The organism is Paraburkholderia silvatlantica, assembly GCF_003096715.1.
GTDB classification, from domain to species: domain Bacteria; phylum Pseudomonadota; class Gammaproteobacteria; order Burkholderiales; family Burkholderiaceae; genus Paraburkholderia; species Paraburkholderia silvatlantica.
On record NZ_QEOL01000010.1, the window covers coordinates 1 to 20,491 of the forward strand.

At 63.7% G+C, this 20,491-nt stretch carries 10 protein-coding genes, 1 tRNA gene and 1 pseudogene; 1 reads left to right on the forward strand and 11 read right to left on the reverse strand.

Annotation, left to right across the window (positions count from 1 at the left end):
- From C7411_RS15030 to C7411_RS15075, 10 genes and pseudogenes are all read right to left on the reverse strand, one after another.
- Positions 1 to 683, reverse strand: a pseudogene (locus tag C7411_RS15030) (c-type cytochrome biogenesis protein CcsB); the annotation flags it as partial.
- 164 nt (positions 684 to 847) lie between these two features.
- Positions 848 to 1,588, reverse strand: coding sequence for a c-type cytochrome (locus tag C7411_RS15035; protein ID WP_243413168.1), 741 nt, complete (start codon positions 1,586 to 1,588; stop codon positions 848 to 850).
- Positions 1,589 to 1,615: 27 nt separating this feature from the next.
- Positions 1,616 to 3,004: a cytochrome C gene (locus C7411_RS15040; RefSeq protein ID WP_110385234.1), complete on the reverse strand. Its 1,389-nt coding sequence runs from the start codon at positions 3,002 to 3,004 to the stop codon at positions 1,616 to 1,618.
- A 279-nt stretch (positions 3,005 to 3,283) separates the two neighbouring features.
- The gene (locus C7411_RS15045; RefSeq protein ID WP_110385078.1) at positions 3,284 to 5,002 is read right to left on the reverse strand and encodes a c-type cytochrome; all 1,719 of its coding nucleotides are present in this window, start codon (positions 5,000 to 5,002) and stop codon (positions 3,284 to 3,286) included.
- 2 nt (positions 5,003 to 5,004) lie between these two features.
- On the reverse strand, positions 5,005 to 5,841 hold the full coding sequence (locus C7411_RS15050; protein ID WP_110385079.1) for a LolA-like protein: 837 nt from the start codon (positions 5,839 to 5,841) through the stop codon (positions 5,005 to 5,007).
- Between the two features lie 30 nt (positions 5,842 to 5,871).
- Positions 5,872 to 6,816: a LolA-like protein gene (locus C7411_RS15055; protein WP_243413169.1), complete on the reverse strand. Its 945-nt coding sequence runs from the start codon at positions 6,814 to 6,816 to the stop codon at positions 5,872 to 5,874.
- 43 nt (positions 6,817 to 6,859) lie between these two features.
- Positions 6,860 to 7,312, reverse strand: a complete 453-nt coding sequence (locus C7411_RS15060) for a hypothetical protein (protein WP_243413170.1) — start codon at positions 7,310 to 7,312, stop codon at positions 6,860 to 6,862.
- A 59-nt stretch (positions 7,313 to 7,371) separates the two neighbouring features.
- Positions 7,372 to 15,609, reverse strand: coding sequence for an Ig-like domain-containing protein (locus C7411_RS15065; protein ID WP_110385081.1), 8,238 nt, complete (start codon positions 15,607 to 15,609; stop codon positions 7,372 to 7,374).
- A 17-nt stretch (positions 15,610 to 15,626) separates the two neighbouring features.
- A complete protein-coding gene (locus C7411_RS15070; RefSeq protein ID WP_373682590.1) occupies positions 15,627 to 17,243 on the reverse strand; it encodes a multicopper oxidase family protein in 1,617 nt (538 codons plus the stop codon).
- Positions 17,244 to 17,327: 84 nt separating this feature from the next.
- Positions 17,328 to 18,896: a multicopper oxidase domain-containing protein gene (locus tag C7411_RS15075; protein WP_110385082.1), complete on the reverse strand. Its 1,569-nt coding sequence runs from the start codon at positions 18,894 to 18,896 to the stop codon at positions 17,328 to 17,330.
- A gap of 574 nt (positions 18,897 to 19,470) precedes the next feature.
- On the opposite strand from C7411_RS15075, the gene C7411_RS15080 reads away from it, so the two are divergent.
- Positions 19,471 to 20,319 (forward strand): hypothetical protein, encoded by an 849-nt coding sequence (locus C7411_RS15080; protein WP_110385083.1) that lies wholly within the window; start codon positions 19,471 to 19,473, stop codon positions 20,317 to 20,319.
- Between the two features lie 77 nt (positions 20,320 to 20,396).
- On the opposite strand, the gene C7411_RS15085 is transcribed toward C7411_RS15080, so the two are convergent.
- A tRNA-Sec gene (locus C7411_RS15085) sits at positions 20,397 to 20,489 on the reverse strand.
- Positions 20,490 to 20,491 lie beyond the last annotated feature (2 nt).

Here is a 20,491-nt window from a genome sequence, read left to right on the forward strand (position 1 = left end):
GCACGCGTGTTGTAGTGCTTTTCGTAATACAGATAGAAGAGCGCGGTGATGAGGCTGAACAGCACGAACACTTCATAGAGGTTCGAAATGGGTATATGCCCGACGTCCGCGCCGATGAGGTAGGACTCGTACCACCGCACCATCAGGCCGACAAAGCCCATGAGCACCGCCGCCCACGCGAGCTTCGAGCCGATCGAGCCACCCGAGGGCGAGCGAGAGAGCAGGCCGATCCAGTAGAACAGCGTGGCGAGCACGAAGAGCGTGCTCATCCACAGGATGGCCGATTGGCTGGAGAGGAAATACTTCAGGAAAAACGTGCTGTCGGCGCGCTGCAAATCGCCCTGATACAGCTGGATGGTGAATAACGACAGCGGCGCGATCCAGACGATCAATAACCGCGCCGGCTTCCAGCGCCAGCCCAGCACGACAAGCGCCGGCGTCGCGCCGCCGAGCACGAGCTTGTCGTAGTCGTTCATGTACGCGTTGTAGCGCGACAAGGCCAGGCCCGCGCCCGCAACCATGGCAAGGGCAAACAGCCAGTCAAAGGCGTCGAGGCGACTCGGGAACGGGCGCCCGTCGTCCAGCACGCTCCTTTGATCCGCGCCGCGCGTGAGCCGAGGCCGACGCCGTGCCGCTGCTGGAGAGGGCACTGCGGCATCTGGAGAGCATGAGCCTGGTTTCATGGCATTCCCCATTCAGGAAGGACGTAGACGGAATGGCGTAGTGCATCCCGCCGGGCATAAAAAGGGTGCGCGCCCCGGGGGAGACGGCGCACCATGAAAGATGCCCGTTGAGGAGGCGGGCACCGAAGCCGTTGAGCGCAGCCGCGCCAGATTCAATTCCCTGCTCATTGATTGCCTGCCGGGCTGGCAGACACCTCCTCTTCCGGCGGAAACACCTCGACGTACGCCGCCACTGCGCGCATGTCCCGGTCCGACATGTTGGCGCACACGGCCTTCATGGGCGCGCCGCGAGGCCGAGTGTCGGTTTGCTGGAACACCTCGAGCTGTTTCACGACGTAGTCCGCGTGCTGGCCCGCGAGCCGGGGAAACTGATTCATCCCCTCGCCATGCGGTCCGTGGCACGCAATGCACGCCGCAACGCCCTTGTCAGGCAGGCCCGAATGATAGATTGCCTTGCCTTCACTGATGAGCGCGAGATCGCTCGCTTCGCCCAGAACCGCGGATTGCCCCGAGAAATACGTGGCAAGCTCGTCGATCTGTGTGTCGGTCAAATGCGTGAAGCCCCACATGAAACGCTGCGCATTCGGGTCGGTGCGCGAATGGCTCTTGAAGTCCGTCAGTTGATCGACCAGGTATTCCTTTCGCTGCCCGGCGAGCTTCGGAAAGGTAGGCGATACGGAAACGCCGTTCACGCCGTGACAGTTCGAGCACACCTGCAACGCGATGGTCTTGCCCGAAACCATCGGGTTGTCAACCTGCCGCGAATGCTCCAGATCCTGGCAGGCCGACCCGGCCAGCAGCATCCCTATGGAGACGATTTGCGCCATTTTTTTCATGTTGCCAACCTCCTTACTGCCATTTCTGTCGTGCTTGCGATCAGCGCAGAAACGCAGCCGCTTCGGCACGGCGCACCGGAAACAGCGCCCGGGACATCACCATGAAGCGGCCCACAGATAAATGAAGAGCGTGTCGTTGTCTCTCGCGTTACGCCCGGTGCCGTCGTAGTTGGACGTGGCGCCGAAGAACTTCGTGTAGTGCGTGTACTGCAAGCCTATTCGAATACGTTGATTCGGTATCCAGAATATTTCCGGCATCCAGCCCTGCGTGTTGGGGTGGAAGTTCGCACTGCCCGAGTAGGCCGCGCTGTCGGGACTACCTGTCGTATTGAAAAACGAAAGGCTGATGCCGTACTTGGCCTGATAGACGTACGATGCCTTGAGTCTCAGCGAATCGAGATTCCCCGACGTGCTGTCACTGAGCACGAAATTGTTCGGGTCGTGGATGTTCTCACGCACATAGCGCGCCTGTGCTGTGATCGTGTGCGGTTCGAGCAGGTACTCGTACTGCGCGTCCATGCCGTAATCCCGGTAGCGCGTCACGCCCTGCGTAAAGATCGGGAACTGGCTGGAGTCGTTCGGATAGATGTTCACGTTCAACAGGAACGCGCCAACCATCGCGCTATGCGGCCCCCAGTCTCGCGTCAGCGCAATGCGCGCGTACGGGTTGTAGCCGCGCAGATAGGTTTGTGGGTGAGCCGCATTCCCTTGCGCGTTGCCGTGACTCATGAACGACCAGATGCCGTCGGCCGTGCTGTACGCGGTCAGTTCGGCATAGACCGTCTTGTTCCAGTACAGGTATCCGCCGACGCCTGCCACCTGCGACGCCAGACTGCCTTCGATGACGGGCAGGTTGGGGATTTTGGCAACCGGACTGATCGTCGATGAAATGTACGGATAACCCCATGCCGGCGCGGAATTCCAGACGTCCTGCACGGTCGGATTGTTGTGCACCGTCACGCCGAGGATGAGATCGTTCGCCTCCCCGATGATCCGGTCCACAAACCGGAAGTCGGTATTGTCGGATCCCCAGTGGCCTTCCCATTTGTTCGTCACGCCATTCTGATGGTCATAGTTCGTATAGGTGAACTGCGCGAAGGCGCCGATCTTGTCGGTGATCTTGCCGGCGAGGAAAATGCTCGCAAAGTCGAATATAGGCAGACCGTTCTTCGTGTTGATGGGGTTGCCGCTCGAGTCGTTGTTGACCCTCGTCTGGCTCAGATCGCCAATTGCCATGGCTGCGATCGGGATCGTGCGTTCGCCGAGCGTGTAGCCGGTGAGCTTGAACATTCGCCCATATGGCGTGAGTTCCGGAAATTGCCCGCCGGCGTGGCAAGCCACACAACTTTGTCCGGTTTGGCGCGCGAAGATCGGCAGCGCGTATGCGGTGGTCGCCTGCAGCAATACCAGCATTGCGAAGGCGAGTATCCAGCCGCCGCGCAGCAAGCTGTGAAAGGCTGCATGGCCGACAAGGGCTCTTGTCATGGCGGCGTTCACGATGAACCTCTCGAACCTCACGCGATGACTTCATTGTGCAAACGCCCATTCGGGATCGGGATGGGTCAAGGTCCTCCTCTTGGGGTAGGCGTTTCGCTAGATGTCGCAGTGTGTCAATTGCCCGTTTGCCGTTCTCGCACAGCATTGAGCGACGCGGCTTTTTCGAAACGAAGCCGCGCATTTCAATCAATTCGGCATACTATTTAATTGGGTGAGCGTGTGAATGCGTGCGCTTGAGTGATACGCGCCAGCATCACGCAATTGACCTCACGGCACGATCCAGTCCCCATCGGCCACGAGCTTGATGTGATCCGGCCCGGCAAAGCGGACAATATAGCCGCCCTTGGACGCGAATGTCTGTCCCGGCGCCAACGTCAGGCGCGGATAGTACCCCGTCAGGATGCGGCGTTCGAGCATGTCCTGAATGCGCTCCACCAGGTAGTCCCTCACGAACGCATCGACCATATGGCTCAGCGTCTCAGCGAGCAGGCCGCAGGCAAGATAGGTGTCTGCCTGCACCTGGGGCGCCACCATCGGAATCTGCCTGATCGAAAACCAGCCGAACGCATAGTCGACGCGCACGCGCCGCCCTTCCGGCAAATCGAACGGGTACGCGAGGCGCGTGACGTCGCGCCAGTTTGCCGGCAAGGGGATGCTATCCAGCCCGCCCATGAGGCCCGACATGAACACGGTATGCGTCGCTGGAGGGATTCGCGCGAGCGCCGCGACGTCCGGTGGACGCAGCCATAGCACCAGCACGTCCGGCCGCGGTATCCCCTGCATGGCGTGCGCAACGCTCTCGCCGGGGGCAAGCGCGTGCTCCGACACCGCGATGCCGTGCGCCTTCAGTGCGGTGGCAAGCGCTTGCGCGCCGCGCTCGCCGTTGTCTCCGGCGCGATAGACCTGCCAGACGTGCGTTGGCGCACCCGCCTCTTTCGCGCCCGCCTCCTCGACAATGCGCGCCGCAATCAGGCCGCTTTCGAGCAGCACGCCTTTGGAGAAGTACACGGAATAGAAATCGTGATCGGCTTCGACCGGCACTTCCACGTTGGGAAAGAGGCACGGTAGAGCCTCCTGCTCGCAAAAGTCGTGAACCGGCGCCCAGTTCTTGCCTCCGATACCCGACACCACTGCGAACACAGGCTGCTGGGCGAGAAACCGCGTAAGCTGTTCACGCCAGGTGTCCGGCGGACCTTTGAGCTCCCACACGTGCAGTTCCCAGCGGCGATTCACCATGAACATCATCTTGCGCGACGAACGCAACGGCGGCACCGCGCCGAGTGGAAAGACGTTCTTGTCAGCGAAGTAGTGCGTGAGCACGTCGAGCATGCCCGCGCGCTTCACGGGGTCGGCATCGGGCGTGATGATGGTCGCGAAGTGCAGCACGGTATCGGTGATGCCCGGCGGCCTGCGCCGATCGAGGTGTTTCAGATAACCGATCAGCGCCTGCATATCGGTGTCGTTCAGCGCGTACTGCGGCATCAGGCTGCTCAGCGGCTTGCCTTCCGAGTCGATTCCCTCGCGAATGGCGCGCGCGATCGTCGCGTCCGTGTACGGTTCGCGTTCGGCGCGCATCCCTGGAACGTACGGCAAATCGACCTCTTCCGGGTTTTGTGCGCGCGGCTCGACGAGATAGCGCCAGGTGATCGGGGGGATGCTGCTGTTGCCTTCTTTGGAGCCCAGGCCACTGCGGCGATGGCAGTTCATACAGGCCGCGGCTGCGCCTTGCAGGTGCACGCCCCCGTCGTGCATTGCCTCGAGCGGTTCGCCCGAACTCAGGATGCCCTGCTGGTAGAGGGCCTCTCCCGCGCTGCCTGCTGTGGCCTGATGCGTGGCCTGCTGCGCCGCCGGTGCGCAACGCCCTTCGCCCACAGGCACGATCAGCGCGGCGAGCGACAGGGCGAGCGGCGCGCATGGAGCAAACCATCGCGCCGCAAGCGATGGTGCCCATGCGCGGCCTCCTGGCCCGCTTCCCGCGCGCTTCATGGTCAGGGCGACGGATGCCCGGGGCCAGGCAGCGCCGGCGAGGCATCGACATCGATTGAAACCGATTTGTGGTGCATCTGCGGCGGCGCGGGTCTCGTGAAGATTCCATCGTCCAGCGACGGATTGAGCGACACCTTGTCGATCGTCAGCTTGTCCCTCTTGTCGGACGCCACCGCGCCGCTCTCGATCTCGAGCGGTATTTGCAGCCCCTCGACGCTCCTGAAGCCGCTGTAACTCACCAGCACCACGACCGTTTGCCCGAGCGGGGTGCGCACCTGGTGGTCGATCTGTACGTCGAGAAATGTTTTAGCGTCGATCCACACATGGCGGGTCACGCCGGAAGGCAGCTTCGCGGCAAGACGATACGCATCGCGCCCGCCCACTTGATCCATGCCCTCCAGCGTGACGCTGACGCCCTTCGCTGCATGGTCGATCAAGAGCCCGTCGATCACCTGCTCGTCGCGCGCGGACGTCGCCTCATCCATCGAGTACGGCCGCGGCGTGGCGCTGCCCATGCCGTTCGGGCCCAGTTTCCACCCCTGCTTGCCGTCGAATACGCGCACGGACTTCTGGTTGTACACCGTGACCTCGAAGCGGGTCTTGTTCGGGCGCTTCATGGCAAGGACGAAAGGCAGATCGGGTGCGGGCGCATTGGCGCTATCCGCGTGGCCGGACCAGATCATGGTCTGGACTTTACGCCAGGCTTCGAGGCCGCCTCTCGCTTCGACGTTCTTCTCGACGATCTGATCCACGCTCAGATCCTGCGCGGGCATCTGCTCGCCCGCGAACACGGCCGCCGCAACACTGGCGGCGAGCACCCATACTGCGACTGGTTTCATGGCCGTCAACCTCATCGGGGCACCCAGCGGCTAGTGGCTTGCGCTTTGGCGTGGGCTCGGGTGCGCAGCGGCGTTCGCACTTGCATTGGGACGTGTGCCAGTGCTCGCAGCCGGGTGCGTCCCCGGGCTCAAGACCGGGTTCACGCCGACGACCGGCGCCGGGTGCGTCACTTTCGTCACCGTAAGCTGCGGCTTGGCAAAGAGCGTGTCGTCCGCCGGCTGGTTCACCGTGACCTTATCGACGATCAGCTTGTGCGTGCCTCGCGCGCCGACGACAACCGTCTCGAGCGTATGCGGCATGACGAGGCCGCCCTCCTTCCGGTAGTCGCGATAGAAGATGGCGACGTTGTGCATCTTGCCGTCGAGCTTGCGCGCGTCCCCGTCGCTCTTCAGTTCGAGAAAGCTGGACGCATCGATCCATATGCGGCGCGTCGTGTTGTCTTTCATCGTCAGCTTCAGCACATAGGCGCGGTGCCCTTCGACCATTTCCATGCCGAGCACGTCGATGCGCGTGCCCTTCGCCGCGTAGTCCACGAGCGGGCCATCCAGTTCGGCCCACGATGCGGCCGCCCTGGCCTCCGCGGGGCTGTAGGGCTCCACTTCGTTGCGGCCGAGGAACGGCCTGACCTTCCAGCCCTGCGCGCCGTCGTAGACCTGGAATGCCGTCTGGTCGTTGAAGCGGACCTCGATACGGCTCTTGCGCGGGCGCTTGAGCGTCATCGTGAAGGGCAGCTTCGTGTTCTTCGTGCCGCCCGCCTCGAGCTGCCCCGACATCGTCATCGTGTTGACCGCGTGCCACGCCTGCTGGCCGCCGCGCGCCGCGACGTTGCGGTCGACGATCTGTGCCGCGCTCATATGCGCCGCTCCCGCGGTCTGCGCGCTTGCCGCAGAAGACCCCGCAAGCGCTGCCGGAGCGCTTGCCAGAAGCGTCACCACCGACGCGCCCTGGATTGCCAGCGAAAGAAAGCGGTTCATCAGTCATCTCCTCAATATCTACGCCCCAAGAGCGGTTGCGCAATCATTGGACTATCAGCCCGTCAACGTGAAACGACCCCACGAAAACGTCAACGCGCTCTCCGGCCTTGATCACTCCGCCCTTGTTAGAAAACACCATCCAGTACTCCTGACCGGTTTCCAGCGGACCGCTCTGGCGCAGCGCGCCGACCTTGTCCATCACCGGGATCTCGAGCAACGCATGGCTCGTTCGCCCGAACATCACCGCCGTTGCGGTCTTTTCGCCAAGCGGCCGTGCCGCCACCGGGTCCGTCACGCGATAGCTGAAACGGATCAGGTTGCCCGACGCCGTGCGGCGCACGCTCAGGTGGTCGATGCCCTGCGCCAACTCGTAGTAGCCCTTCGCGCGCTGCGGCAGGTTCGCCGGCGAGTAGGGCGACTGCTTCACCGCGGCCGCGGCGGGCTTGTGCGCCGCGCTCGCGCTTTCCTCGGCCGCGGCCGGTTGAAGCCGGGCCACGGCGAGGCAGACACCACTGGCAATCAGCAGCGCCCGCGGCCACCGATGGCAACACCCGCTCATGGCAACGCCCCCAGCGTCTTCGGAGCCAGCGGTGCCGCCGGGGCGGTCGGCAGTGCAGGCGTACCTCCAGCGCCGCCGCTAGTCGCGGCGGCCGGCAAGATCCCCTGCAGCAAGCCGAGCAGCGTCGCCGGATTGTTCACCCCCAGCGCAAGCGGGTACGGCTGCGATGCAAGCACGCCAGGCCGCACGAACTCCACCGCGCCGATGTCGTAGCCACCCAGCTGCGGCCGCGGCGTGCCGAAGATGTCGTGGTTCGGCGAACCCGCCGCGGTGGCGTGGTTGACCGCCGGCGAGGTCCCCGGGATCGTGTAGTTGCCGAGCAGCACGTCGAGTTGCGCTCCTGTGCTCGCCTCGTTGAACAGCGACAGCGGACCGTATGACATGTTGATCCAGTTGTTGCCCTCGTCCGGCGTGGCCGACGGCAGCAGGCTGAACAACGGATTCGGCAGCACCGTGTCCGCAATGCCCGGGGGCACCGTGATGCCGATGCCGCCCGCTTCCGGCGGCACACGCGCACCGTTGCAGTACTGATGCACGACGGCCGGATTCGATCCGCTGTTGTTCGCGTTCGGATAGTCGCCGGCGTCGGTCAGGATCGAGTACCGCGGGTTCATCGTCAGACCGGACCCATGGTTCGAGGCTCCGGTATCGCCGAACGCGCCGATGTCCCAGTAGACCGCCTTCGGGTCGCAGTAGCCGGTGCCGTGTCCGGCCTGATTCAGCGACGGATTCAGCGTGACCACGTTCTGCAGCCCCGCGATGCCCGGATCCAGTCCTCCCACGGTGATGTAGAAGGTGCGGTTCTGCCAGAACAGGTCATTCGTCAGCACCGGGTTCGAGAACGTCGTGCAGCTCGGGTTGCCTGCCGGACACCTCACGTTCGGGCTCGTGAATGCCGCCACCAGGTTCTGCGTATGGCGCGCGGTCTCGAGCCCGGCCGGCTCGTACTGCGATGTCGTGGTCGGCTGGCACGTCGTTTCCGCTCCTGAAGTCGTGCAGTTCGGCGGTCCGACGTTGGCCTGGGTCGCAGCGGACGTATTGAACAGCACGCCGGCCGTAGCGGTCGTGTCGTTGGAGATGACCGTGTTGTTGATGAAGCTCACGGCCACCGCATCCTGCAGCGACACGCCACCGCCAGCCCAACCCGCCACGTTGTTCGCGATGATGTTGTTGGTGACCTTCACGCGATACCACCCGGAGCTGTTGTTCGGACTGCGTTGCACGTCGGTGCCGTTGACGCCCTGCAGACGCAGGCCGCCGCCCTTGCCGCTTTCCGCCGTGTTGCCGACGATCAGGTTGCCGTCGATCGTGATGTCCGGGCCCGCGCCGTCCGAAAGCTGCGGCGCGCAGTCGACGTCCGTGGTCGCGTTTTCGCAGAAGGTGCCGTCGGGCGGCACACCCTGAACGATCAGCCCGCCGCCGTACGTCGGCAGCGTCGGGTTGTTGCTCTGATTGAACAGGATCCAGTTGTGCGACAGGTCGCCGTTGTAGCTGAAGCCGAAGTGCGCGACACCGCCGCCATCTCCACTGCTGATGTTGCCGCAGACCCAGTTGTAGTTGAACCGGTAGTAGTCGGCGCCCGAGCAGAACGTCACCCCTCCGGCCGAAGACGGCGTGGTCGAATTGATCTCGTCGCCGTACGACGCGTTCGACGTGACCTGGTTGTTGTGCACGTTCACGTGGACGTTGTACTGGAACGGCAGCTGGGTCACGTTGTTCGCCGCGATGGTGCCGTCGGGCACTTCGACCTGGCCGATGATGATGCCGCCTGTGAGCGTCCCCGCGTTCGAGAAGACGCGGTTGTTCGACACCTCCGTATAGTGGTTCCAGCCATGCAGGTAGATGCCGCCGCCGCCTTGCGAGCTGTTCGTGAACGACATGCCGTCGATGCGCGACGGGTTGCACAGGAAGTTGCTCGGATAGTTATTGCAGTCCGCAGCACTGTTGGTGAGCGGCGTGCAGATACCATTCGCCACGCAGTTCTGGTCCTGTGTGAGCACACCGCCCACGAGCACGTCCTTCACACCCTTGCCGAGCACGGTGATCGCCGCGCCTTCGTACGCGCCCATCAGCGTCGGCTCGATCAGCGTCTCAGCGAGGTTGCCGTTGAGGTTGAAATCCCAGCCCGAAGTCGGCTCGAACGGGATCCCGTCGATCTTGCGCTGCATCGAGGCAAGGCAACTGTACGCGCCGGTCGGATCGTACGGATTGCTCGCCGAGATCAGCCCGCCGTTCAGCGCGTCGCCGAACAGGCACCCTACCTGCCGGCGCCACGGATCGAGCTTGCCCGACGGATGCGGGTTCGCATCCACCGTCACGGACGTTGCACCCACGCCTTGCAGCCGCACCGGCTTCCACATGAGGAGCATCTCCTTATAGGTGCCCGGCCCGACGACGATCATGTCGCCCGCTGTGGCATGATCGATCGCAGTCTGGATCGCATTGCCCGCCGTGTTCTCGCCGACCACGTAGGTCGGCGCCTTGCCGCCGATCGTAACGGTGACCGCGTCGATCGAACGCTTGCCGCTGGCCGCGGTGACGACGAGCTGGCCGCACTGGGTCGGCGTCGCCACGCCGCGCTGCTGGATCGTGCAGGCCGCATCGGGACCGAGCAGAGGCGGCACGATCACCGTGATCTTCGCGTCGCTCCACGATGTCACCGGCGCCGGGATGCCCGCGATCGTCACGACACCCCGTTGCTGGCCGAAACCGTAGTTGCGCGTGATGAACTTCTGGTTGAACGGCGCCTTGGCGGCACTCGGTCCCGTGTATGCGTGGTTCGGCACCTGCTGCGTGCCGACCGATGTGATCGTCAACGTCTTCAACGGCCCGCTGACCCACGGGCCCGCGCCGCCGTTGCTGCCCGCGGACGTGTTGCCGGGAATCGGGTCGCCCGTCACGGAGGCAATGCCCGGCGTGCCGTCCGGATAGGCGCAGTCCACCTGGTTATACCCGTCCGCGAAGGCCGCGACGGGCACCACCGGCGTATCCATGTACTGCGTCTGACCGGGCATGAAGGGAATCTCGTAGCAGAACTGGCTGTATGCCGGGTTGTAGAGGGGATCCTTGATGGTCTGGCCGGAATGCGCCGGGTCGGGCATGTACGGGTCGTTCATGCAAGCGACCATCATCGTCGGCGCGTAGCCCGTCGGGTTCGGCGGATTGACTTGCCAGGTCGAGTAGGTCAGCCCGTTGAAGATGCCCCACTGGTCCGAATAGGTGCGCGAGATTTCGTTGCCCGCGAAGTCCTTGAACGACACCGGAACGTTCGGTACAGCGAACTTCTCACCGAACTGCGGCGAATACGGATCGAACTCGGAGGAGAAGTCGTCCAGCATGAAGCCGGTGTAGTGCGCGGCCACGTGCGTCGAGCTGAAGATCCAGAACTTCGCGAGCACCGCGCTCTGGTCGGTGAGCTCCACCTCCTTGCGGTCGCACAGATTCCTCGATGCCCCCGCGAACGGCGCGACTTCCTGCGAGCCCGGGAACAGGCTGATGTAGTCCGGCACGATCCGCAGTTCGCCCACACAAGGCCAGAAGCGTTCGATGGACCCGGTGTCGCCTTCGCCGTGTGGGGTCGAGCCAAGATCCGTGGTCGGATTCTGGGCGTTGTTGCGGTTGTAAGTGGCGTTCATCGCGGCCTGGTCGGGCAGGATGAAGATGTCGCCGATCCCGCCGAACTGCTGCGTGACCGGCGCGATGTAGTTATCGCCGATCAGGATGTTCTTGTCCTCCTCCTTCACGAGTTCATAGCCCGGCGGCACGATGATCTCGACCACATACTTGCCCGGCGGCAGCATCTGCGTGCCGTCCTTCGTGGGATTCGCCTGGCAAATCGTGCAGTTGGTGCCGGTCGGCAGGCCGCTATGCGGGTCACGGCTCGTCACGCTCGGGAACTGGTACATGCCGTCGAACGGCGCCGGCTGAACCTGGTTGAACACGTGCATGCCGTCATAGCACTTGAACTGCGAATTGTTCGGCAGCGTCCGCTGCTGCGGGTCGAGCCACATCCTGGTGTTCTGCAGCGTGAAGAAGAACGGATCGCTGGTGCTCTGGCCCGGGCAGTTCATGTTCGGCACGCCGTCCGGACGGAAGCCCTGGGCCCAGTCGTCCCAGCTCGCGGTCTTCGTCGTGTCGACGAGCCTCAGGCTCGTGGAACCGTCCGCGGCGACGCCTTCCTGATACAGGTTCACCGTGACGTTCGGCACGTCGGGCGTCCACTTCGTATGAACCAGCAACGTTGGGTCATCGAACGGGCGCGTCGACGCATAGATGACTTCGCCCCGAATGCCGCCATTCTCGTTCGCCGCGTACTGCGTCTTGCCGAACTCGATGAACGAGCTCTGGCCCGAGAAGCCCTGCCAGCCCATGGTGGTCACCCACGGCGGATCGACCCTGCCGGTCGAAGGATTCGAGCCGGAGCGGTCGTTGCAGTCCGCGTCGTTGCAGTACACCGCGCCCGGCACTCGCAGGTTAGTTGGCAGATGGACCGATTCCAGCGTGTTCGCGTAGTTCGCGGCGATCGTCGATTTGCCGCCTCCCGGCGTGCCGTCGGGCGGACCGCCAGCATCGTAGACAACGTGCACACCGGTCTGCTTGAAGCGGGTCAGGTCGGTATCGACGACGTACCAGTTGAACAACGGGAACTCTTCGTTGAACGACGCATAGCCGTTCATGTCCGTGTTGTTGAAATCCGAATAGCTGCCGTCGCGGAACCGGATGTTGGTCGGCAGCAGCGCGAGGCCGGGCTTGCCCGGATCTCCCACGCCGTTGCCGTTCGTGTCGAGGAACGTGCGCGTGTACAGATTCGTCTGCCACTGCAGCACCGCGATATCGCCGGCATCCGTCACCGTGCCGCCTCCGAGCGTCACGGCCGATGCGAGCCCGTCGACGATCTGGTCGTTCCACTGGTCGAACACCGTGATGCGGGTAATGCCCGCGGGCAGCCCCGTGAAGCTGAACGTGCCGTCCGCGTTGCACTTCGTGAACGCGTAGTCTTCGCCGTCCGGATCGCCCACGCTCACATAGCACTGCGTGAAGCTCAACGGCTTGCGCGACTGGCTGCCGTAGAGATGCTCGTCAGGCGGACGACTATAGTGCAGGTTCGTCACCCGGCCCTTGAGCCCGTTGTTGCAGGTCGAGGTGGCGCACAGCAACGGCAGCCGTGCGTTGATGATCTTCGGGTTCGCAAACCCGATCGAGACATGGAAACCCGCGGGCCCGAACTCCTGGAAGTACGCCGGGCCACCGATCTTGATGAACGAGTCGTGGGCCTTCTGACCGTCCAGCGTGTTCGTCTGCAGCCACTCCTCGCCACGCGCGATACGGTCGGCAGCGGGCGTCGCGATAATGCCGTACCTACCCGGCATCAGGTTGGCGACGATGGCCTGGCCGACGAGCGGCGACAGCGTCTTGCCGTCCGACTCGTATTTCGGGCAGGTCGGAATCATGCCGACAAGGCCGTCCGGGTTCGTCGAAATCGGGCACGCATTGAGGTTGGTGACCGGATCGATCGTGCCCGCCAACGAATTGGACAGCGGCATATTGAACATATCGTAGGTCATCTGTCCGGTCGGGCTGCCGCTGCCGCCGGCGTCGTCCCACAGCTTGATCTCGAAGCCGCCGAGGCCCGGCTCGCGGGCCGAGCCGAACGTGTCGGTGCCGCCGCTCACGTCCACTTCGCCGTTCAGCGGTGCGTCGTCCTCGAACACGAACACCGAAACCTTCGCGGTCGGGAAGGGCGATTCCTCCAGCAACACATTGACCGAAGTCTGTCCGGCCGAGATCGGCGCGCCGCCCATGCCGTTGCCGCACTTGCCCGTGCCCGGCGCGAAATTCGCGACCGTCGGACAGTCTTTGGAAATATCGAACTGCCGTTGCGGACCGGAGGGGTTGGTCGGATCGACCGGCTGCGGAGCGCCGCCGCCGTTCGTGAACGAGTTGTAGGCGTTGCCCGGCAGGATCGAAATGTAATAGCGCTTCTTCGGATCGAGCGCCACCTGCGACGGATCCACCGGCACCTGTTGCGCGGCCGTTGTCCGGCACACGCCGTTGCCGATGTCGCACACAGCCGGTTTGTGGGTCTGGCTCGCCGGATCGTAAACCGTCTGGCCCGCTTCGCACGCGGCGACGCCGACACAGCCCGCGGCCACCACCGGCATGTAGCTCGTGTGGAAATTCGCGCCGAGACTCGGCACCGGCAGCGGCAGCGGCGGACACGTCGCCGGACGCGTAGGCGAGTTCACCTGGCAGGCCGGATCGATCTGGAAGGTACGGTCTTCCTCGATGATCCAGCGGTAGTCGCTGATCTTCACGGGGGTTTTACCCGGCTGCGTGCTGGGTGCATCCAGCACGTTGACGACGAGTCCGCTGCCGCCCTTGAACGTCACCGTCACGGTCGCCGTGTTGCTTGCCGTGTTCTGCGCATTCACCGCCTGGTACTGGAACGTCACGTTGGCGGACGCAGCGCTGCCCATTGGCGCCGTTGCCGGGCTGGCCGTGAACGAGCCGTCCGGATTCAGCGTGACGGAACCGCCCGTCGGCGTGCCGACCAGCGTCGCGGTGAGTTGGAGTCCATTCGGATCGCTGGCGTACGTGAGCACACCGGGCTCCGCGATCTGCAGCCGCGAGGCGATGTTGCTCGTATAGGCGGCATTGCCGGCCGTGGGCGGCCCGGACTGACACCCGTTGCCGGTCGTGCACGCCGTGAGCGTCACCGTCGCCGCGGCGTTCGGATTGCCGTTCGCCTGGTACTGGAAGCTGTCAGCCGTCGTGCCTGCATTCGGCGTGTACACGAACGTGCCGTCTGGGTTGAGCGTCAGCGCGCCGCCAGTGGGCGGGGTCTTCACCTGCACGCCATAGACATTGGAGTCCTTCGCTGCCACGCCTCTCGCCGGGTCGGACACGGTCAGCGTCTTGCCGGGAACGAAGAAGTACGTGGAACCGGTGACCGTCGCACTCGCTACGGCTGCCTGTGACGCCGCAGTAGCGTTGTTGATGCTGATGTAGCCCTGCATGCCGCCATCGCGCGCGTTGTTGGTCGATAGACTCAACTCGCGGTCGAACACCGGCAGCGCGGAGGTGCTTGCCGCCGGCATGTTGACCAGCGCGTCGTAAGTCTTGCCCGCCGCCATGAACACTTCCGACTGGATCCGCGGATTGCCGGGCAGCAAGTTACCGTCCTCGGCGATCAGCGCGAAGCCGGAAACCGGCGAGGTGCCGGTTTGTGCGCCGACCACCGCCGGCACGTGCATGCGCAGACCCGCATTGACAAAGCGAAGCATCACCGGACCGGTAGTCGCGGCGCTCGTCGCAGCGAACGTCGAAGCGCCCGGATTGGTGCGGTCGAACGAGACGCCGTTGATGAGGTAGTAACGCGGATCGTAGTTCACCGTGGGCGGATAGCAGGTGCCGAACGCGGTCGACTTCGAATCGCCACAGCCGCCCGGCTGGCCGGACCAGGCCATGGTTTCGCTAAAGCCCGGGGTCGCCACAGCCGCCGCGACCGCCGTGTTCTGCACCGGATCGATTTCGCTCAGCACGAGCGGCACGTCGGTGTCGTAGCTGACGCCGGGATACGCTTGCGCCGGCGTCGTGCCGTTGGCCGCCGTTCTCACCACCAGCACGCCATACAACCCCATCGGCCCCTGGATCGACGGATGCGTGCCCGACTCGATCAGGTAGGTGCCGGGGTTCAGGTTGTTCCACGAGAGCGGCGTGGTGCTCCCGTGCGCGACTTCAGTCGCGAACGACTGCACGCGGGCCACTTGTGTCGGCGGTGTGAAGGACGCGCCGCCGGGCGCGGCAGCGGCCGTTGGCCACGTGGTCGCGGTCTGCGTGGGGTGCGTCGGGCTCGGCATGCTCGTCGCCGTCGTGCCCAGACCCGCGCCCAGTTGCCCGACGATCACGAGCGAAGTCGGCACAGAGCCCGGCAAGTTGTTCGTGAGATTGATCGTGAGCTGCCCTGGCGGCACCGTGATCACCACGGGCGACCAGTTCGTTCCCGCCCCAGGGTTCGCGGCCGCGCACGCAGCAGGCGCAACTACCGCCGACGAGCACGTGTAGCCCCACATCGGCACGCTCTGCCCGTCAGGCATCACGGCAGTGGTGGCCTTCGCAGTCAGATTGACGGTCGCCTGGGCGCATGCCATTTCGCTTGCGCTCAACAGTACGAAAGCCGCAATCGATACCTTAAGCATACCTAACAGGTTTGCCGTGAGTATGGTGGATCTCATCGCCGTTCTCCCCGCCTCTAATTCGATTCGTCGATCAGGAACGCTTGTGGATCAACGAGCATCATCATCATCATTCCGCCAGGGAAGATGTTGTTCGTGGTGATCTCGCGCTCGTTGTGCGAGTGCCACATGAATGCAAAGCCGGCTTCCGTTTGCGGCGGATTCACCACTGTGCCGCTTGGCGGTGTCGTGCCCGTGGGCGCGGTCGCGCGGATCGTCGCATCCGGTCCCAGATAAGGGCTGCCGCCATACCAGAAGCCGTTGGTCAGCACGTGCGAGTCGGGCAATGTCACCGGGCCGCCGCTCCCCACCTTGCCGAACGGATGCGCTTCGAGCGCCTTGTTGTGATCCGCGCACCACTCGTAGTAGTTCGGCGCTGTGGGGTCTGCCGTGTAGTAGCCGTTTGCATCCGGGATGCAAACGCTGCCGTCGCCGGGATAATGCCCGTACACGTCCCAGTTCAGGCCCTTGCCCGTCCAGTAGAAGATCCCGTCCATCGCAAGGCCCGGCGTCGTGGTGGTCGTGAACAGCAGCGGGCCCGCGACCTTGGTTGCGTCCGTCTTCGCGAGCAGCATGTTGCCGTCGCGCGCGAGCACGCGCACGTGGTTGCCGTGCTCGTGGAACGGATGCTGCCATCGGCCCGTGCCGATAATACGCAGCAGGACCAGCTCGCCGGGGTGCATGTGCGGGTTGCCGTTGTACGGCTGATTCGGATACTGCGCCGCGTAGTTCGGGTCCATGTCGTCCGGCATCGAGCGTCCGTTCACCATGAAGTACGCCGGGTGATAGGGCTCCGTCTCCACGGTCATGCAGCCGGTCGGGCTCGTGCACGCGTTGCCTGCCTGCTGCTCCGCCTGGGCGTGAATGCGCGGATCCACTTCGGAAAACTGAAACAGATATTCGCGGTCGTAGCACGCTGCGCTGTGGTTGTAGGCTGCGGCGGCGTGGCGGAAATCGGGCTGGCCGTCCAGCAGCTTGCGCGTCCCCTGGATCGGGTTGCAGCCGGTCGGCACGGCGAGCGTGCCGGGCGACGAAGTCGGCAGCACGATGATCGCGCCATACAGGCCCATCTCGATCTGCAGATCGCCCTGCGTGCCGCTGTAGTAGGCGTGCGTGCCGGCTGTGGCGGCGACGAAGCTGTAGGTGACCGTGACGGTATGGGACGCCTCGCGCGTGAGCAGCCCCTGCACGCCGGTCGGCGTGCCGGAGCAGACCTTCGTTGTCGGATCGATGGCGCCCATGCAGACGTCGAAACCCGGAAAGAGAATCGACGTATTGCCCGCCGCCGCCGGCAGATTGTTGGTGAGCGTCACCGTGACGATGTCGCCCTGGTTGACGATCAGCGTGGGGCCGGGAATCTGCATGGTGGGACAGTTCGCACCGGCAATATTAGGCGGCGAAAATCCGGCCGGCGCGGTATTGCAGCCGTAGCCCCACGAATAAACGCTATTGCCGTCCGGCTGCGTGATGCGGTTCGCCTCGGCGCGCAGGTCGAAATGCGTGCCCGTGATGCCGGGCGCGGCCGCATGCACCTGCATGCAGAAGAGCGCAGCGAGCGCCGCCACGCCGAACCGTGCAAGCCGTCCGAGGCGCGCGAGGGTCGCGGTTCCTATGCGGTAAGTGATGTGTCCCACGGCTCTTCTCCTAAGTGCAGGACTTTCTGGCCGAGTCCATGGCGGGTCAGCCGTGAACGGTTTTCATCGAGTGCAAGAGGCGTCTCATAGCGTGCAGACCTTCGTCTTCGGGTCCACTGACCTGCAGATGTGCACCTCAGTCATCAGGCCTCCGAAGTTTTCCTGATCGTTCGCCAGATGATCCAGATTCGGCGTGTACAGGTAGAAGACCTGCCCTGACTGATACTTCGTCGTGTCGCTGGCGTCGAGAATCAGATCGAGCGACTCCCCGCCACCGAGCGTGATCGAGTTCGTGTAGTAGGTCATGTCGTTGCCAGCCATGTCCCGCAGCAGCCGTGCATTGACGGCAACCACGTGCATCGGAATGCCTAGCGACGCGAGCGTCTGATATTCGGTGACGTCGAGGTCGGAGATCCGCAGCAGTACCTTGCCCCCGACTGGAATATTGATCAGCGACGGCAGCGGTTGCGAGAAACGCGGCACGCCGTCCGACGCCGGCGTCGAAAGCGGACTCGGATTCACGGTGTCGGGATAGCTGCGGCCATTGAGCATGAAGAACTTGTCTTTCATGTCGGTGAACGGCTCCGGATTGAACGTCATGCCTACGAAGTGGAAGTTCGGATCGAAGCCATGAATCTGCACCGGATACTCGACGTCGTAGGCGGTCGAGCCGTCGCCGTCGTTGTAGGCGTAAAGCGTGGGCGTTCCGCTCAGGTTGTTCGCGTGCAGCACGCCGTTCTGCGCCGGCAGCGGCGTCGAGCACAGAATGTCGGTGCCGCACCGCGTGCGCAGATCCTGTTGCTGCAACACCAGCGACTGGTACAGCGACTGGCCTGCAGGCACCCGGTTCTGGCGCGGCCGCACGAAGATCTGGCCGACCATGCCCATCTGCAGGTGCTCCGGCGGCGTGATGTGGCAGTGCCAGAAGTAGGTGCCCGCATCCGGCGCGAGGTAGTAGTACGTGAAGCTCGCGCCGATGTTGATCGCAACCGACGCGTCCGGCACACCGTCATAGAACGACGAGGCATTCGGATAGCCGTGAAAGTGCACCGTGTGCTTCTCGAACAGGTCGGGACGCATGATCATGCCGACGTTGGTCAGCGTGAGGAAAAACTCGTCGTCCTCGTCGATCGCCATCATCGGCGCGGGCTCGTTGCCGTTCATCACGCCGATATCCATGATCGGCCGCGGGTCCACATGGCCGGTGAGCTGACCGGGCGGAACGGATTCCGGATCGGGCGTGAGACCGACCGCGCCGTTATAGGTCGGATCTGTTCTGGGGTCGCCGACGGTGTTGAACACCGAGGCGAACTGCGTGCCGGGCAGGCCCGCCTTGATATCGGCGAGACCGGACAGCGGCCCGAAAGCGAACAGATAGGTCTGCACGCCATTGGCCATCGTCGCGTAACCGTCGCCACCCGAGATCTGCTGGCACTTGATCGCACCGTTGACGACACCCGTCGATGCCGAAGTCTGGCCTGTGAAGGACGGTCCCGTGTAGGGCGGTTCGCCGGCGCCCGCTGCCAGCGCCGTCGGATGGGATGGCGTGGTCGGTGGGCATTGAACCATGAACGACTGGGAGAATGAGGGAATCGCAAACATCATGCATAGCACTGCTGCCATGCTGTTGCGACACATGCGGATGCTGAACATATGACCTCCGTCCTTGGGGTCAACCAGCGCGTTACGCGCTGTACGGCGCGTTCTACTGCCAATGCGGGCTCATGCAACCGTCACACTGGCCCGTATCAGGATTTTGGATTTGGGCAGCGGGACCTGCGATGGGTCACCTCCCTACACTTGCAGTAGGGCAAACCCAGCGCGTTGTGCAGTCGCGGTCCTGACGAACGATGGAGTGTGTCCTCGCCCACACAAGCGGTGTGTCACGCGGCGCTCGCGCGCTGAAAAGCGGTGCATGGTGCAGCGCAATTGCTTTCATTGATATTTCAATGGCGGCAATGCTTCGGCGCGTTACGGCGAGCGCGAGAGCGACCGGGCGTGGCCCGTTGAATAAATCTGAGGATTGAATCGTCGTTCTTATGTGCTCTTTGGCATATAGGGCGAACTTGCAGATGGGTACAATCCCGCGTATTCACGTCCGGCGCGAAAATGCGAAAACCGCAGACGCTCCCCGATTCCCGCGCTCAAACGGACGACACTCACCTCCTGGTTTCTTTACCGGCGAGGGACTTGGCGTGCCTGGCGTACTTGGCGGCGGGAGTAGGTCATGGATTATCTGGAAAAAAGGGCCGTGCTGAATCTCGTTGAGCGGAAAGATCACGCCCTTGAATTCGTCGGGCGCGACAACGAGAAGCGCACGTATCACCCGGCCATGTCGATGTGGTTGAAGCTGGGGCAGCTTCAGGTGGCGCAACAACTTGTCGAGCCCCTAGACGGAGACCGGCAACCGATACTATCCACTACGCTACACGGCGTGGCACACCTTGACGGGCAGGAGCTCTCGATCATTGGCGCCCCTGAGCAAGCGACGCGCACGCTCCAGGTGTCGTTCGAGGCCCGCGACGTCAGCACGGCTGACCGGCTTGGTTTGCGCGCGCTGGAAGACGAACTGGGTAATTCGTTGTCCGATGTGGCGCTCGGTACTGCCCGCCTGGGTTTCAATTCCGCCGACGACGAAACCGGAGAACTCGAGCAGTGGTGGCTCGCCTGCCACATCCCCCCCGCCTGTCTGCAAGTGCTTGCGCAGGCGATCTCGGAAGGCCAGCTCGGCGCGGTAGAGTTGGGGCTGGCAATGCGCCATATCTACACGGCCGAAAGTCCAGCGGCTAACCCAGCACGCCAGCCTCGGCTCTTTCTCCGGCCCAACGACAGCGACGACACGATCGAATGGCCGAATATCGCAACCGGCTTTGTCACCAACCTTCGGATCGACTTTGCAACGGCATCATTGCGCGGCACAGCGGCGAGTGGCGGCGAGGCCGCGGCGAAGCTCGTTGCGGATGCCGTGAACTCACTGGGACCGACGCTCCTTAATCTGCGGCTCACTGTGAGATGGATTGGCATCCTCATTGCCGTGTTGCTGTTCCTCGAGGTGCTCGAGCGGCTGCAGATCTGATCCAGTGAGTGTCTGGAGATCGCCCGCGATAACCGGCTCGGGCCTAGGGGTCAGAATGGCCCGGAAGGCCCATAGGGCGGAAGGCAGCCAGAGTCGAACTGACCCGGGAGCGGCTGACGCCCCCAACCAGGTTTGAAGCCTGGCCGTACCACCGGATACGAATGCCTTCCTT